This is a genomic window from Nocardiopsis mangrovi (assembly GCF_042653925.1).
GTDB lineage: Bacteria > Actinomycetota > Actinomycetes > Streptosporangiales > Streptosporangiaceae > Nocardiopsis_B > Nocardiopsis_B mangrovi.
Window position 1 is genome coordinate 61,981 of record NZ_JBHSFQ010000008.1, and the last position, 15,267, is coordinate 77,247.

Below are 15,267 nucleotides of genomic sequence, written 5' to 3' on the forward strand. Positions count from 1 at the left end.
GAAAGCGTTCGCCCGGCCAGGCGCGGAGACGACGAAACGTCCCGCCCCGCCTGAGAGTCAGGCAGGCCGGCCGGGTTTGGCCGGGCGGGTGGTGGCCGTCTGGGCGACGAGGGTTTCCCTCATCGGGGCTGAGCAGGCGGGGACGGCCTCCCGCCCGGTCAGGGTCCAGGCAGCCCATGCCCCGGTCGTTGAACGTGTGGATGACGTCGCGGACGGTGCCGGTATCGGCGGCGACCGGTTTCGCGATGGCCGGGACGGTGTTGCCCGAGGCCGGGGCGAGGCTCATCATCGCGCGGCGGTAGCGCACGGTGCTGGTGCCGCCCCGGCGCACGATGCGCCGGAGATTCTGGCCTTCCTGGTCGGTGAGTCCGCGGGCTCTGACCGGTTCCGCCACCACTTGCCTGACAGGGGTGACCGCACTGTCGCGGCCAACCCTGTCAGCGATCACCGCCCCGGTGAACGTTCCCGGTCACAGCACTAGACCTCGACCTTCATCGGGTTGCCGGTGGGCTCGTGCATGCCCGACTCCGGTTCCAGGGTGATGCCGATCTCGCGGGCCGAGCCCAGGCCGTCGGCCATGCCCGCGAGCATGCCATCGCCCGACTCCTGGAGCATCCCCGCCGAGCGCATGCCGTCGTCGTCGACGTACCACATCTGGTACGCCCTCCCGCTGGGTGCCGGAGGCAGGCCCTCCACCACGATCATCACGGCGTCGTTCCGCTGGGACGCTACGACGGTGGCGCGCGCGTCGCTCCGGCCGATCTGCGACGCGCGCATCTGGGCGTCGGAGGCCGCGAGCAGCGCCTCGACCTCGGAGCTGTGCGTCTGCATCTGGGCCATGCGCATGCCCATGGACACGCTGGTGCCGCCCAAGGCGACGGCGACCAGCAGCGACGCCGCAGCCAGGACCCACGGCAGGCGGGCCTGGTTCGGAGATGGCAGGGGGGACCTCCGTCGCCGCCGTGTGGCGCCAGCGGAGGCGCTTCCGTCGGGCTTCTCGACCGCGGTCACCGGCGGAAGCTGGCGGATCCGCGGCACCGACGCGCGCAGCCGCTGCCAGACGCGGTCCCCTGGCGCACGGGCGGCGCCGTAGGCGAGCCGGACCGTCGTCGCACGGAAATCGTCCAGGTCGCGGCGGCAGTCGGCGCACTCCTCGAGGTGGCGTTCGGCACGGCGGCGCTCGTCGTCGGCGAGCGCGTCCACGGCGTAGCCGGCCGTGAGCCCGTGGTCGTCGTGGTCCGGGCGCGTCATGCGGTCACCCCCAGGCAGTCGCGGAGCCGGATCAGACCGTCCCGCAGCCGGCCCTTCACCGTGGTCAGCGGCACCCCGAGAACGTCGGCCGCCTCCCGCTGGGTGTAGCCGGTGTAGTAGGTGAGGCGCACCGTCTGCCGCTGGAGGTCGGTCAGGCGGCGCAGGCAGCGCCGCACCTTCTCCCGTTCGAGCCGGTGCTCGACCTGGTCGGCGACCTCATCAGGCGCCGACGTCTCCGGGGTGAGCCGGCCCGCCGCCGCCATGCGGGCGGCGGCCGACTGCTCGGAGCGGACCCGGTCGACCGCGCGGCGGTGGGCGATGGTCAGCACCCACGCGCGCACGCCGCCGCGTCTCCGGTCGAAGCGCGCGGCCATCCGCCAGACCTCGGTGAACACCTCCTGTGTGACTTCCTCGGCCTGGGCGCGGTCGAGCAGGACCCGGGCCGCGAGCCCGAAGACGGGGCCCGACAGCTCGCGGTAGACCGCTTCGAAGGCGTCGATGTCGCCGAGGGCGGTGAGGTGCAGGTGATCGGCGAGGTCGTCATCGTTTCTGGTATCGGGCCCGTCCTGGGGGGCCGCGGGATGCGTTGGCGTCGCGGGACGGCCGCGCGCCGCCCTCAGCCCTGCCCGCCGCGCCGGTATCGCCTGTTCCACCCGTGCCACCGTCCTCGTTCCCGTGCCCTGCCGCCGGCGCACGCCGGTCACCACTGTGGCATTCGGAGCCGCCCGGTGGGAGGCGACCCCGCGCGGGAGAATTGCGTGGGCCGGCGCCGGACAGGAGTGGGCGAGGGTGAGGGCGGAGCGAACCGCCGAACGGACCGTTGCCGTTTCGTGATGATGGAGCCGGTCGCTCTTCGTCACCGGGCTCCGAAGCAGGGGTGTGTTCGATCTCAAGCTCGACCCTGCACGCCCCCCGACAGGCGGAATTGCCGCCCGTCGCTCCGTCGGTGCGCTGGCCGGTCTCGTCGCGGCGGGTGCCGGCCTGGCCGCGGCGGAGGTCGTGGGGGCCGCCACCCGGCCCGAGGCGACTCCCCTGCTCGTCGTCGGCGATGCGGTCGTCGACCTCACACCCCCGCCACTGAAGGACCTCGCGGTCACGTTGCTGGGCACCGCCGACAAGCCGGTCCTGCTCGGCGGCATCGCCGCCGTGCTGGCCGTGGCGGCCGCGCTCATCGGGATCGCCGCGCGGCGCCGGGACACCGTCGGTGCTTTCGGGATCGCCGGAATCGCCCTCTTCGCGTCGGCCGGTGCGGCCGCCGCGGTCACCCGCCCCGACGGCGGCCCCTTCGACGTCCTGCCGAGCGTGCTGGGCGGCGCCGTCACCTACGTCGTACTGCGGCTGCTGTCCGCCTCGGCACCGCCCGCGGCGCCCGGGCGCAGGCCGCCGGTCTCCGGAGCGGTGGACCTGCCGGGCGACGGCGACCCCGCGGGGAGCGCCGGCTCTGCGGAGCCCGCGGACCGGCACCCCGGCTCGCCTGCCGCGGGGGCAGACGTGGACCCCGTCGCGCTCCCGAGTCCGCGGCACCCCGAGGAGCCCTCGTCCGGCTTCGACCGCCGCCGGTTCGTGCTGCTGGCCGGGGCCACCGCGGCGGCATCGGCCGCAGCAGGAGGCGGAGCCCGCTGGTATGCGTCGGCCCGGGCGGACGCCGTGGCCGCCGACCGCGCGATCCGGCTGCCACGCCCGGCCGTCCCCGCCCCTGCGCTGCCCGACGGCGCCGAGCTCGACATCGACGGCTTGTCGTCGTTCTTCACACCCAACGACTCCTTCTACCGGATCGACACCGCGCTGTCCGTCCCCCGCCTCGACGCCACCACGTGGTCGCTGCGCGTCCACGGCCGCGGCGCGCGGGAGCGCGAGTACTCCTTCGACGACCTGCTGGGCCGCCCGGACCTGATGGAACGTGACGTCACCCTGGCCTGCGTCTCCAACCCGGTCGGCGGTTCCTACGTGGGCAACGCACGGTGGATCGGCGTGCCGGTGGCCGCGCTGCTGCGCGAGGCCGGCGTCCGGTCGCCGGCCGACGGCGGCTCCGCCGACCAGCTCGTGTCACGCTCCTCCGACGGGATGACGATCGGCACCCCGGTCGCCGACGTGCTCGACGGCCGCGACGCGATGCTCGCAGTGGGCATGAACGGCCGCCCGCTGCCGGTCGAGCACGGCTTCCCCGTGCGGATGGTCGTGCCCGGACTCTACGGCTACGTCTCAGCGTGCAAGTGGCTGGTCGAACTCGAACTGACGTCGTTCGCCGACTTCGACGCCTACTGGGTGCCGCGCGGCTGGTCGGCCCGGGGGCCGATCAAGACTCAGTCGCGCATCGACACCCCGCGAGACGGCGACCGGATCGCGTCCGGACGCGTCGCCGTGGCCGGGGTCGCGTGGGCCCAGCACGTCGGGGTCGACGCCGTGGAGGTCCGGATCGACAACGGCCCCTGGCAGCAGGCGCGCCTGGCCGAGGAGGACAGCAGCGACACATGGCGCCAATGGGTCCTGGAGTGGGACGCCGAACCCGGCGATCACCGGATCGGCGTCCGCGCCACCGACCGCGAGGGCCGGCCCCAGACCGGCACCCAGGCACCCGTCGCCCCCGATGGAGCGACCGGACACCATGTTGTCGAGTTGAGCGTGAACTGATCGAGACAGGCGTGAACCGATCACGGCGCCCGTGGCCCGATCGGGGTCGCCGTCGCCCCAAGCCCCCGCGCCCGCCGTGGCCGCGGTGTCGTTACGCGGTGCGCTCCGCACCCGCCACCCGACGAGATCACCCCACCACGAAAAGGAGTCGCACATGTCCCTGTCCCACCCCGCTCGCGATGAACTGCGCCGACTGGCGGCGGCCGCCGGTATCGCCCTGGCGGTCGCGCTGCCGCTGAGCTCCTGCAACAACGGCGACGGCGAGACCGGCGAGACCGTCTCCGAGTCCGGCGACTCCGGCGGCGGGGAGACGAACGAGAGCATGGACGACAGCGAGGGCGAGCAGATGGAGGGAATGGACGACGGCGCGTCCATGGACGGCGGCGACGGTGAGCAGACGGAAGGCATGGAGGACGAGGACGCGACGGGCGACGCCGACGACACGGACGGCGGGGATCCCATGGACGAGATGGACGACATGGACGGCGACGGCAACTAGTGCTGTGACCGGGAACGTTCACCGGGGCGGTGATCGCTGACAGGGTTGGCCGCGACAGTGCGGTCACCCCTGTCAGGCAAGTGGTGGCGGAACCGGTCAGAGCCCGCGGACTCACCGACCAGGAAGGCCAGAATCTCCAGTGCATCGTGCGCCGGGGCGGCACCAGCACCGTGCGCTACCGCCGCGCGATGATGAGCCTCGCCCCGGCCTCGGGCAACACCGTCCCGGCCATCGCGAAACCGGTCGCCGCCGATGAGGACACCGTCCGCGACGTCATCCACACGTTCAACGACCGGGGCCTGGGCTGCCTGGACCCTGACCGGGCGGGAGGCCGTCCCCGCCTGCTCAGCCCCGATGAGGGAAACCCTCGTCGCCCAGACGGCCACCACCCGCCCCGCCAAACCCGGCCGGCCCTTCACCCGCTGGTCCATCCGCACACTCGCCACCCACCTGGCCGGCACCGGCATCCGCATCCCCCGCGATGAGTGAAGCCCCTGGTCGGCACGGGTTCACGACGAAGATCACCCGTGCCGGCCATGCGCTTCAGGCAACGCTCAGCGCCGGGCTCTGCAAGCCCAGATCAACGCCCTGCTGGAGGCCCACCCTCTTCCCCTGGTCCCGACGTCGATCCCTGCGTCGGCGTCAGGACCGCCGCGTCCTGCTGGTCACCGTCGGCGACGGCACCAGCTTCCCCACCGCCGCCCAGCTCCCTCAAAGTTTGCCTTCCATGAGGACCGTGCGATGCCCCCCGAGCGCGCGTGAGAGACCTTCGAGGAAGCCGGGGCTGAAGTCAGGCCAGTCCCAGAACTCGAAACCGAGATACCCGAAGGCGAAGTAGTCATCCGACCAGGTCCACGCAGTCAGGTCACCAGGGCGCCGACAATGCGGGCAGGCGACTGCCGCGCTGCCTGTGTCGCTCCAGGCGCCGATGGCCTCACCGAAAAGTTCCCAGGCACCCTCAATCTCCTCAAGCCGGTCGGTGTAGAAATCCGCCCGACCGGCACAATGGGGGCACACAGCGAACCTGGGTTCGCCCTGGCCGCAGTTGAACACGGTGCGGCCGGTCTCGACCCTGAGTCCGTCGCTGGGCTCCCAGTCCTCCTGACCGACCGCCTTGGCCCAGGAGGGACCGGGCGGATGCCCCGACGGCGCCCCGAGAACACAGTCGGTGAGCTCGGCCCGAACTATCCCCTCCCCGACCAGCCAGTCGAGTCCGCTGTCTGCCAGGGTCCGGGCGTCCACATGCGTGGCGTCGAGATCGACGACGGTCTGAAAATAGTTCCCCATGAGGCAACGGTAGAAGCAGCCACCGACAGCCCGTCACTGAGCCTTTTCATCCTGCTTCGCGGAGTTGAAGCACCAGCACGGCTCGGGTGATCTCGCCGACCCGGTGCGGGCAGCACCGCAACCGGCGGAGGACGTCCCAGTTCTTGAGCTGGGCGATGGGCCCGCTCTCCGGCTACCAGGGGCCTCTTGCTGTCAGGGGAGGTTCCGCACGGCCGGTACAGGACCGTGACCTGCATCGTCAGCATGAAAAAGGCTCACTGGAGTCGTCTTCGACGGGGGCGATTTCTCCAATACGAAGTTCACCGGCGGATTGGTGGACTTCCGGAATGCCCTATTAACTGGCGGCCACGTACTACTACAGAACGCAACCGGGACATGTCCCGATGGCCTGCTAGAGGCCCATACACAGGCAGTATCTGGAGTCCTGAAGTTCCCGAAGCATGGCTCCTCCCGAATTCAGACCCTTCAGGAGTCTCAGCCGGGGAACCGTTGAGACCCGAGTAATCCCGCTAACGCTGGTCAGATCGGCATCCCCAGCAGTAACCGCACCGGAACCGGAACCTCCGGAGCCGGGGCAGGCCCCACCCACGCACCATCCGACAGCGCCACGTGCGACACCCACAACGGCGGGAAGCGGCGGCCGAGCCGTAGTCCATCGCGGCGCGGGTCTCCGGGCCGGGGACACCGTCCGCCGGGTACACGCCTCGCGCCCGCTGGAACGCGCGGACAGCGTTGTAGGTGGCGTCGCCGAAATCCCCGTCCGCCCCGGCCGGGCCGAGGTTGTAACCGAGGTCGAGGAGTTCGTTCTGCAACGCGCGAACCTCGGCGCCCTGGTCGCCCCAGCGGAGGGTGGGGCGGCGCCGGTACCGGAACCCGGTGAGTGTGACCGTCCCTCCGCCGAGTGCGGCGTTGGACGTCGTAGACCGCGGTCGTCGGGGCACCGGAGGCGGTGTGGGTCCCGTTGCCGGCCACGAGTGGGACCGTTCCCCGCTTCACGTGCAGCCGCGGCGTCTGACGGTGGGGTGCGTCCCTCACGTAGGTCCCCCGACGGTCCCGGAACGACGGGTATCGACCTGCTCGGAGCGGTGCCGGTGGCCGCCATGCGCCCGTGCGGGCGCGCGGCCGTGCCGGTGTCCGCGACGGTGGAGATCGTGCCGAAGGCACGGCCGGCGCGTCGGCCACCGGCGGCGTGATCCGCCTTGCGCGGCGAGGGCGCGACCGTGTGCTGACTGCGGCCGCCCTCCCCCACTGAGGGAGGGCGGCCGTGTGTCAGACGCCCACGGGGTGCCAGACGGTCTTGGTCTCCAGGAACGGCGTCATCCGGGCGGTGCCGGGGTCGGTGCCGAGCCAGGCGTCCTCCCCGCCGTCGGCCTCGGGGCCGGGGCGCAGCACCCGGGTGAGGGTGTCCGCGGCGGCCTCCTCGAACTCCGCCGCAGACGTCCCCGCTCCGGTCAGGTCCAGGGCGTTGACGTCGGCATGCGAGGCCAGGTGCGGTCCCACCTCGCCCACCCGCCCGGTGAGCAGGTTGACCACTCCGCCGGGCACATCGGAGGTGGCCAGCACCTCGGCGAGGTCGACCGCGGCCAGGGGCGCCCGCTCGGAGGCGACCACCACGGCGGTATTGCCCGTGGCGATGGCCGGGGCGATCACCGAGGTGAGCCCGAGCAGGGGGGCGTCCTGGGGCGCGAACACCGCGACCACACCGGTGGGCTCGGGCGCCGAGTGGTTGTAGAAGGGTCCGGAGACGGGGTTGGCGCCGCCCAGGACCTGGGCGAACTTGTCGGTCCAGCCCGCGTAGTACACCCAGCGGTCCACCGCCGCGGAGACGATCCGATCGGCTTGTGCGCGGGTCAGGCCCCGGGCGTCGACGAGCTGGGCGGCGAACTGGTCGCGGCGTCCCTCCATGACCTCGGCGACCCGGTACAGGATCTGGCCGCGGTTGTAGGCGGTGCGCCCCGACCAGCCGCCGAATGCCTTGCGGGCCGCGGCGACGGCGTCGCGCGCGTCCTTGCGGGAGGCGAGTGAGGCGTTGGCCAGGTGGGCGCCGTCCGCTGAGGTCACGGGGTAACTCCTGCCGGACTCCGAACGAGGGAAGGCCCCGCCGAGGTAGAGCTTGTACGTCTTGCGGACCGCGAGCCGGGCCGGGACCGGGGTTTCCGCGCGGCCGCCGCCGGCCTCCGGGGCTTCCGCGCCGCCACCCCCCGCTTCCAGGGCCTTCTCGGCGCCCCGGGTGTCCTTCGTGTTCTTCTTGCTGCCGCGCCGCTCAGCCAAGGTAGGCCTCCAAACCGTGGCGGCCGCCCTCGCGGCCGTATCCCGACTCCTTGTACCCGCCGAAGGGGCTGGTCGGGTCGAATTTGTTGAACGTGTTGGACCAGATCACGCCGGCGCGCAGGCGCTCGGCGGTCCACAGCATGCGGGAGCCCTTCTCGGTCCATACGCCCGCGGACAGCCCGTATGGGGTGTTGTTGGCCTTCGCGACGGCCTCCTCCGGGGTGCGGAAGGTCAGGACCGACAGCACGGGGCCGAAGATCTCCTCGCGCGCCACCCGGTGCGCCTGGCTGACGCCGGTGAGCACGGTGGGCGCGAACCAGTAGCCGCGCTCGGGCAGGTCGCAGGCGGGCGACCAGCGCTCGACGTTCTCCTCGTCGGCGGTGGCGGTGAGCGCGCGGACCCGCTCCAGCTGGGCGGCGGAGTTGATGGCACCGATGTCGGTGTTCTTGTCCAGCGGGTCGCCCAGGCGCAGTCTGGAGATGCGCTCCTTGAGCCGGGGCAGGAACTCCTCCGCGATCGACTCCTGGACGAGCAGGCGGGACCCGGCGCAGCAGACGTGGCCCTGGTTGAAGAAGATGCCCGAGACCACACCCTCCACGGCCTGGTCGAGGGCGGCGTCGTCGTAGACGATGTTGGCGCCCTTGCCGCCCAGCTCCAGTGTGACGTGCTTGGCCGTCCCGGCCACGGTGCGGGCGATCCGGCGGCCGACCTCGGTGGAACCGGTGAAGGCGACCTTGTCGGTGCCCGGGTGCTCGACCAGGGCCCGGCCCGTCTCCCCGGCGCCGGTGAGGATGTTGACCACGCCCGGGGGCAGGTCCGCCTCCCGGCAGATCCCGGCGAAGGCCAGCGCGGTCAGCGGGGTGGTCTCGGCGGGCTTGAGCACGACGGTGTTGCCGGTGGCCAGGGCCGGGGCGATCTTCCACGCGAGCATGAGCAGCGGGAAGTTCCACGGGATGACCTGGGCGGCTACGCCGAGCGGTCGCGGGTCGGGGCCCAGCCCGGCGTGGGCGAGCTTGTCGGCCCAGCCGGCGTAGTAGAAGAAGTGCGCGGCGACCAGCGGCAGGTCGACGTCGCGGGTCTCCTTGATGGGCTTGCCGTTGTCCATCGACTCCATGACGGCCAATTCACGCGAGCGCTCCTGAATGATCCGGGCGATGCGGAACAGGTACTTGCCGCGTTCGGCGCCGCTCATGCGGCTCCACACGGTGTCGTGGGCGCGGCGGGCGGCGGCGACGGCGCGGTCGACGTCGGCCGCCCCGGCCACGGCCACCCGGGCGAGTTCCTCCTCGTCGGCCGGGTTGAGCGTGGTGAGGTACTCACCGCTCTGGGCCGGGGTGAACTCGCCGTCGACGAACAGGTCGTAGGTCTCGCGCAGGCTGACGACGGAGCGGGACTCCGGTGCGGGCGCGTATTCGAAGATCACGGCTCAGTCCTGCGTGTAGTAGTCGGGGCCCGGGTAGGTGCCGGTGGACAGCCTGGTGCGCTGCATGAGCAGGTCGTTCAGGAGGCTGGAGGCGCCGATGCGGAACAGGTCCGGGGTCAGCCAGCCGGGACCGGCGGTCTCGTTGACCAGGACCAGGTTGCGGATGGCGTCCTTGGTGGTGCGGATCCCCCCGGCGGGCTTGACGCCCACGCGGCGGCCGGTGGCGGCGTGGTGGTCGCGCACGGCCTCCAGCATGATCAGGGTGACCGGCAGCGTCGCGGCCGGGGACACCTTGCCGGTGGAGGTCTTGATGAAGTCCCCGCCGGCCCGGATCGCCAGGTGGGAGGCTCGGCGCACGTTGTCGTAGGTGACCAGCTCGCCGGTCTCCAGGATGACTTTCAAATGCGCTCGGCCGCAGGCCTCCTTGACCGCGGCGATCTCGTCGAACACCTTGCGGTAGTCCCCGGACAGGAAGGCGCCGCGGTCGATGACCATGTCGATCTCGGTGGCGCCGTCGGCGACCGCGCGCCGGGTGTCGGCCAGCTTGACCTCCATGGGCGCGCGCCCGGACGGGAAGGCGGTGGCGACGGAGGCCACGCCGATCCCGGTACCGCGCAGTGCCTCGACGGCGGTGGCGACCATGTCGGGGTAGACGCACACGGCCCCCACGTGGGGCACGGTCCGGTCGGTCGGGTCGGGCAGGGCGGCCTTGGCGCACAGGGACCGGACCTTGCCGGGTGTGTCGGCGCCCTCGAGCGTCGTCAGGTCCACCATGGAGATGGCCAGGTCGATGGCCCGCGCTTTGGCGGTGGTCTTGATGGACCGGGTGGACAGGTCCTGGGCGCGGGCCCGGGCGCCGACCTCGTCGACCCCCGGGAGGCCGTGCAGGAACGCCCGGAGGGAGGAGTTCGACACCACCGGTGGCGCCGTGGCCGTATCAGACACGCGAACCTCTCTTTTCGATGACCATGTTGAGGATGAGGGCGACGACGAGGATGACGCCGGTCACGACCATCTGGAAGAACGATCCCAGCCCCATCAGGTTGCACAGGTTGCGCAGGACCGAGAGCAGCAGGACGGCCACGAACGTGCCGAACACCCCGCCCCGTCCGCCGAAGAGGTTGGTGCCGCCCAGGACCACCGCGGCGATCGCCTCCAGTTCCAGGCCGTTGAACGCGGTGGGCTGGCCGATCGTCAGGCGCGCGGTGAGCAGCACCCCGGCCAGCGCCGACAGCCCCCCGGAGATCGCGAAGACCGCGGTCACGACCCCGCGAACGGGCAGGCCCGCAAGGCGGGCGGCCTCGCGGTTGCTGCCCACGGCGTAGACGTACTCGCCGAAGTCGGTGTAGCGCAGCACCAGGGAGGCGATCACCGTGACCGCGATGAAGATCAGGCCGACGACGGGCACGTAGCCCAGGAAACCGCCGCCCAGCAGTTGGAACGCCTGCGGCACGTCTCCGCCCGCGGGCTGGCCGTCGGTGAGCATGTAGGTGAGGCCGCGGATCGCGGTGAGCCCGGCCAGCGTCGTCATGAACGCGGGCAGCGCCAGGTAGGCGGACAGCCCGCCCATGACGGCGCCGAAGAGCGCGCCGATCGCGAGGCTGATCGCGATCGCCACCAGGAAGTTCATGTCGCCGTCGATGAGCAGGGCGACCGTCATCCCGCCGAAGGCGGCGATGCTGCCGACCGACAGGTCGATGCCCGAGGTGAGGATGACCAGGGTCATCCCGATCGCGACGATGCCCGTGAGCGACGACTGCTGGAGCAGGTTCGCCAGGTTGCGCGTGGTGAGGAACTCGGGGGCGAGCAGGCTCGCCACCACGCACAGCGCGGCGAACACGATGAGCAGGTTGAACTTGACGAACATGTCGGAACCGCGCCTCCCCCGCGACGCGGGGGCGGCGGACGCCCGGGGTTCCTGCGTGAGGGTGCTCATGGCATCGCTCCTGTGATGACGGTGTGCGCGATGGTGGTCTCGGAGGTGGTGCGGGGGTCGAAGAAGCCGACGTTGCGGCCCTCGTACAGCACCCAGACGCCGTCCGCGTTCGCGGTCAGCTCGTTGAGCTCGCTGCTGGCGAGGAGGACGGCGACCCCCGTGTCGGCCAGGGCGCGGACCTGGCGGTAGAGGTCGGCCTTGGCGCCGACGTCCAGTCCGCGGGTCGGCTCGTCGAGGAGCAGGACCCGCACGCCGCCCCGGGCGATCCACTTGGCCAGGACGACCTTCTGCTGGTTGCCGCCGGAGAGCTTGCCGACGGGCTGGTGCGGCGAGGAGAAGCGCACGCCCAGGTCGGCCAGGACCGGATCGGCGCGGCGCGCCCCGCGGCGGTGCGGAAGGAGCCAGGGGGGACGGCCCAGGGCGGTGACCGCGGCGTTGCGCACCACCGACAGCCCGAGCATGAGGCCCTGTTCCTTGCGGCTCTCGGGCACCAGGGCCAGGCCGGCACGCACCGCCGACGCGGGACTCCCCGCGCGCAGCGGCCGGCCGTCGAGGCGCACCTCCACGGTGGCCTTGACGTCGCCGAAGAGCGCCCTGAGCAGGGTGGTGCGGCCCGCGCCGCCCAGCCCCGCGAGCCCGACGACCTCGCCCGGCCGCACCTCGATCCCGGAGACGTCGAGGAGTCCGGGAACCCGGACGCGGTCGACGCACAGCAGGGGGTCGCCCGCGACCGGGGGCCGCTGGTCGGACCCGGCCGGCTCGCGCGCCTCGCCGATCATGGCGGACACCAGGGTGTCCGGGCCGGTCGAGGCCACGTCGAACACCCCCACGGTGCGCCCGTCGCGCAGGACGGTGGCACGGTCCCCGATCTCCATGATCTCGTCCATGCGGTGGGAGATGTAGATGATCGAGCGGCCCTCGGCCGCGAGGGAGCGGACCACGTCGAAGACCTTGCGCAGATCGTTCTCGCCCAGGGTCGCCGACGGCTCGTCCATGACGATGACGCGAGCGTCGGAGGTCAGGGCGCGGGCGATGGCGGTGAGCTGTTGCGCGGCGATGGGCAGGTCGCGGACCGTGGCGGTGACCGGGAAGTCGGCGCCCACACGGTCCAGGGCCTGCCGCGCCCGGCGCTCCCGCTCCGCGCGCCGGACGAAGGGCCCGAACGCCGGCGCGTGGCCCAGCAGCAGGTTCTGCGCCACCGTCAGATCGGGGACCAGGTCCAGCTCCTGGTAGATGACGGCGATCCCCGCTGCCAGCCCGGACTGCGGGCTGTGCAGCGCCACAGGCGCGCCGTCGATCAGGATCTCGCCCTCGTCGGGCTGCTGGGACCCGGCGAGGATCTTCACGAGGGTGCTCTTGCCCGCCCCGTTCTCACCCAGCAGGCAGTGCACCTCCCCGGCTCGCACGGACAGTTCGGCCCCGTCGTTGGCGACGGTGCCGGGGAACCTCTTGACGATGCCGCGCATCGTCAGGCGGTCGGGTCCGGTATCCATGGACATCACACCTCCCCGGTTTCGCGGTCGAGCAGCCACCGGGCGGTCTGGTCGTCGGTGACGAGGGTGTTGCACAGCCGCCCCTTGACGACCGCCGCGCACACCGGGTGTTTGGCGGCCCCGGAGGCGACCGCGATGGAGACCGGGGCCGACCGCAGGGCGTCGAAGGACACGCCCAGGGTCCGGGCGTCCAGCCCGGGGTCGACCACGGCCCCGCTCCTGTCGAGGAAGCGGCCCACCACGTCGCCCACCGCCCCCAGGGAGGCGAGGCGCTCGACATCGGCCGGATCGATGTGCCCGGACTCCACCAGGACCGAGTCCGTCCCCATGCCGCCGGGGCTGAAGAGCATGACGTCCGCCCTCCGCGCGTGGTCGAGGATGTCCGCGACCGCGCGATCGCGCTCCAGGACGCGGCGCGTGTCCTCGTGCTCGACGATGGCGGGGACCGGCAGGAGCGTGACGGTCCCCGATCCCTGGTGGGCGATGCGGCTCGCCATGTCCTGGGCGGAGGTGGGCCGGTGGGACCGGCTCAGGCCGCCGTTGATCTGGATCACGTCCACTCCGCGCGCCCACCCGGCGGGGATGCCGCGCGCGACGAGGTCCAGCGTGCGCCCCCAGGAGACACCGAGCAGGACCGGAGCCGGGCGCAGCGCCGCCAGGTAGTCCGCGGCGGCCTTGGCCACGCGGGACCGCAGTTCCTTCTCGTCCTGGGCCCGTCCCGCGGACACCACCACGGCGTCGCGCAGCCCGAAGCGGTCGCACAGGGCCTTCTCGACCGTGTGGACGCGCGATCGGGGGTGCACGACCTCGATGCGCACGATCCCGGCCTCACGGGCCTCGACGAGCATCCGCCCGACCTTCCAGCGGGTGAAGTGGAGTCGCGTGCCGATCTGCTCCTGGGTCTGGTCCTGCTCGTAGTAGAGCGAGGCGACCTGGTAGAGCAGGTTCTCGTCGGTGGGCCCGCTCATGGCCGCCTCCGAGCGGGGTCGCTGAGCCGGTGGGCGATGGCGCGCGTCTGGTCGGTGGCGGCGACGTAGTCCCCGTATCCGCGCTCCAGGGCTTCGGCGTGCGCGGTATCGGGTTCGATCACCCGGTACCGGGGGGCGAAGGCCCGCGCGGCCTCGCGCAGGCCCCCCGCCGCCCCGGTGCCCACCGCCGCGATGACGGAGCAGGCCCGCAGGGTGAGGTTGTCCCCGGTGACCAGGTGCAGCGGCCGGCCCAGGACGTCCGCGGTGGTCTGGAGCCACAGCGGGTTGTGCCGGATGCCCCCGGACACGAAGACCTCGTCCACGGGCACCCCGCCCTCGATGAAGGACTCCAGGACCCGGCGGGTCCCGTAGGCCACCCCTTCCACGGCCGCCCGGTAGACCTGCGCGGGCGTGGTGCCCAGGGTCAGCCCCAGGACGGCGCCGCGCAGCCGGGGGTCGCGCAGCGGGGTGCGGTTGCCCATGAAGTAGTCGAGGACCAGGAGTCCGTGGTCGGCGGGCCGCAGAGCCGCCGCCTCGTCGAAGAGGGCCGGGAGATCGGCGCGGCGCAGGCCGAGCAGGTGTTCCCCGGTCCAGGTCAGGACGGATCCGGAGGCGACCTGGCCGCCCTCGATCAGCCAGGCGCCGCGGTCCAGGGCGTCCGGGTAGGGGCCCCAGATGGTCTGCGGGAAGACGGGTTCGTCCACCTCCGTGATGAAGGCGGTGGAGGTGCCCGACACCACGGACACGCGTCCGTTCTCGGCACCGCCGACCGCCAGGAGCGACAGGTGGGCGTCGATGCCGCCGGAACACACGAGGGCGGGGCCCCGCACCCCGAGTTCCGCGCGTGCGGCCGCGGTCAGCTCGCCGATCGGGTCGCCGACGGGGACGACCGTGTCGGGCAGTTTCTCCCGCAGATCGGGGACCCCGAACCTGGCGTAGAGGTCGACGGAGAACCCGGCGCCGCGGGGATCGTGGTTCCACTTGCAGACGGCGTTCATCTGCGAGCCCGCCCACCGGCCGGTGAGCCGCCACACCAGGTAGTCGACCGCCTCGACGATCCGCGCGGCGCGGCGGTAGGTCTCCGGTTCGTTGGCGGCCAGCCACATGGCCTTGGGGACGAGCCACTCGACCGCGTCGGAGCCGCCGGAGTAGCGCAGCACCGGGTGGTCGGCCTCCGCGGTGCGCGCCGACTCCTCGCTGGCCCGGTTGTCCATCCACAGCAGGGCCGGGCGCAGCGGCCGGCCCGCGTCGTCGAGCACGGCGACCGTGGAGGCGGTGGTGGCGACGGCGACGCCCGCCACCTCAGGGCGGCCCGCCTCCTCCAGCGCCTGAGCGACCGCGCTCACCACGGACCGCCACCAGTCACCCGGGTCCTGCTCGGCCCACCCGGGCCGGGGGTAGAGCGTGGGGTAGCCGCTCTCGCCGTGTCCGAGGGCGGTGCCGTCGTCCGCGTAGACGGCGACCCGTGCGCTCTCCGTCCCCAGGTCGATGGCCAACAGTGCCGTCAT

Annotated in this window: 13 protein-coding genes and 3 pseudogenes; 4 read left to right on the plus strand and 12 right to left on the minus strand. The window is 72.4% G+C overall.

Translation table 11 applies throughout. From position 1 onward, the window contains the following. Nucleotides 1-63 precede the first annotated feature (63 nt). The 3 genes and pseudogenes from ACFO4E_RS10925 to sigK all read right to left on the minus strand — a co-directional run. Nucleotides 64-394 (minus strand): annotated as a pseudogene (locus ACFO4E_RS10925) (helix-turn-helix domain-containing protein); the annotation flags it as partial. Between the two features lie 83 nt (nucleotides 395-477). Beyond that, nucleotides 478-1,251: an anti-sigma factor gene (locus ACFO4E_RS10930; protein ID WP_378573531.1), complete on the minus strand. Its 774-nt coding sequence runs from the start codon at nucleotides 1,249-1,251 to the stop codon at nucleotides 478-480. Then, entirely contained in the window at nucleotides 1,248-1,871 is a 624-nt protein-coding gene (gene sigK / locus ACFO4E_RS10935) for an ECF RNA polymerase sigma factor SigK (protein ID WP_378573784.1), read from the minus strand. The genes ACFO4E_RS10930 and sigK overlap by 4 nt, the downstream gene beginning before the upstream one ends. Nucleotides 1,872-2,130: 259 nt before the next feature. On the opposite strand from sigK, the gene ACFO4E_RS10940 reads away from it, so the two are divergent. The 4 genes and pseudogenes from ACFO4E_RS10940 to ACFO4E_RS10955 form a co-directional block, all read left to right on the plus strand. Next, nucleotides 2,131-3,882, plus strand: coding sequence for a molybdopterin-dependent oxidoreductase (locus ACFO4E_RS10940; RefSeq protein WP_378573533.1), 1,752 nt, complete (start codon nucleotides 2,131-2,133; stop codon nucleotides 3,880-3,882). Between the two features lie 154 nt (nucleotides 3,883-4,036). Next, nucleotides 4,037-4,381 (plus strand): hypothetical protein, encoded by a 345-nt coding sequence (locus ACFO4E_RS10945; RefSeq protein ID WP_378573535.1) that lies wholly within the window; start codon nucleotides 4,037-4,039, stop codon nucleotides 4,379-4,381. Between the two features lie 83 nt (nucleotides 4,382-4,464). After that, a pseudogene (locus tag ACFO4E_RS10950) lies at nucleotides 4,465-4,864 on the plus strand (helix-turn-helix domain-containing protein); the annotation flags it as partial. A gap of 57 nt (nucleotides 4,865-4,921) precedes the next feature. Continuing rightward, nucleotides 4,922-5,090, plus strand: a pseudogene (locus ACFO4E_RS10955) (IS110-like element IS110 family transposase); the annotation flags it as partial. Between the two features lie 2 nt (nucleotides 5,091-5,092). Here ACFO4E_RS10955 and ACFO4E_RS10960 read toward each other — a convergent pair. The 9 genes from ACFO4E_RS10960 to ACFO4E_RS11000 all read right to left on the minus strand — a co-directional run bounded on the left by ACFO4E_RS10960 (nucleotide 5,093) and on the right by ACFO4E_RS11000 (nucleotide 15,267). Next, complete coding sequence (locus tag ACFO4E_RS10960; protein WP_378573537.1) at nucleotides 5,093-5,668, minus strand: hypothetical protein; 576 nt, start codon at nucleotides 5,666-5,668, stop codon at nucleotides 5,093-5,095. A gap of 509 nt (nucleotides 5,669-6,177) precedes the next feature. Beyond that, nucleotides 6,178-6,609 carry a peptidoglycan-binding domain-containing protein gene (locus tag ACFO4E_RS10965; protein WP_378573539.1) on the minus strand — a complete coding sequence of 144 codons (432 nt, stop codon included), beginning with the start codon at nucleotides 6,607-6,609 and terminating at the stop codon, nucleotides 6,178-6,180. A gap of 328 nt (nucleotides 6,610-6,937) precedes the next feature. Continuing rightward, entirely contained in the window at nucleotides 6,938-7,939 is a 1,002-nt protein-coding gene (locus ACFO4E_RS10970) for an aldehyde dehydrogenase family protein (protein WP_378573541.1), read from the minus strand. Beyond that, nucleotides 7,932-9,362, minus strand: coding sequence for an aldehyde dehydrogenase family protein (locus ACFO4E_RS10975; protein WP_378573543.1), 1,431 nt, complete (start codon nucleotides 9,360-9,362; stop codon nucleotides 7,932-7,934). The genes ACFO4E_RS10970 and ACFO4E_RS10975 overlap by 8 nt, the downstream gene beginning before the upstream one ends. 3 nt (nucleotides 9,363-9,365) lie before the next feature. Next, entirely contained in the window at nucleotides 9,366-10,307 is a 942-nt protein-coding gene (gene deoC, locus ACFO4E_RS10980; RefSeq protein ID WP_378573545.1) for a deoxyribose-phosphate aldolase, read from the minus strand. Next, the gene (locus ACFO4E_RS10985) at nucleotides 10,300-11,298 is read right to left on the minus strand and encodes an ABC transporter permease (RefSeq protein WP_378573547.1); all 999 of its coding nucleotides are present in this window, start codon (nucleotides 11,296-11,298) and stop codon (nucleotides 10,300-10,302) included. The genes deoC and ACFO4E_RS10985 overlap by 8 nt, the downstream gene beginning before the upstream one ends. Then, the gene (locus tag ACFO4E_RS10990) at nucleotides 11,295-12,791 is read right to left on the minus strand and encodes a sugar ABC transporter ATP-binding protein (RefSeq protein ID WP_378573548.1); all 1,497 of its coding nucleotides are present in this window, start codon (nucleotides 12,789-12,791) and stop codon (nucleotides 11,295-11,297) included. The genes ACFO4E_RS10985 and ACFO4E_RS10990 overlap by 4 nt, the downstream gene beginning before the upstream one ends. Nucleotides 12,792-12,796: 5 nt before the next feature. Then, nucleotides 12,797-13,759, minus strand: coding sequence for a sugar-binding transcriptional regulator (locus tag ACFO4E_RS10995; RefSeq protein WP_378573550.1), 963 nt, complete (start codon nucleotides 13,757-13,759; stop codon nucleotides 12,797-12,799). Further along, entirely contained in the window at nucleotides 13,756-15,267 is a 1,512-nt protein-coding gene (locus tag ACFO4E_RS11000) for an FGGY-family carbohydrate kinase (RefSeq protein WP_378573552.1), read from the minus strand. Before ACFO4E_RS11000 ends, ACFO4E_RS10995 begins: the two co-directional genes overlap by 4 nt.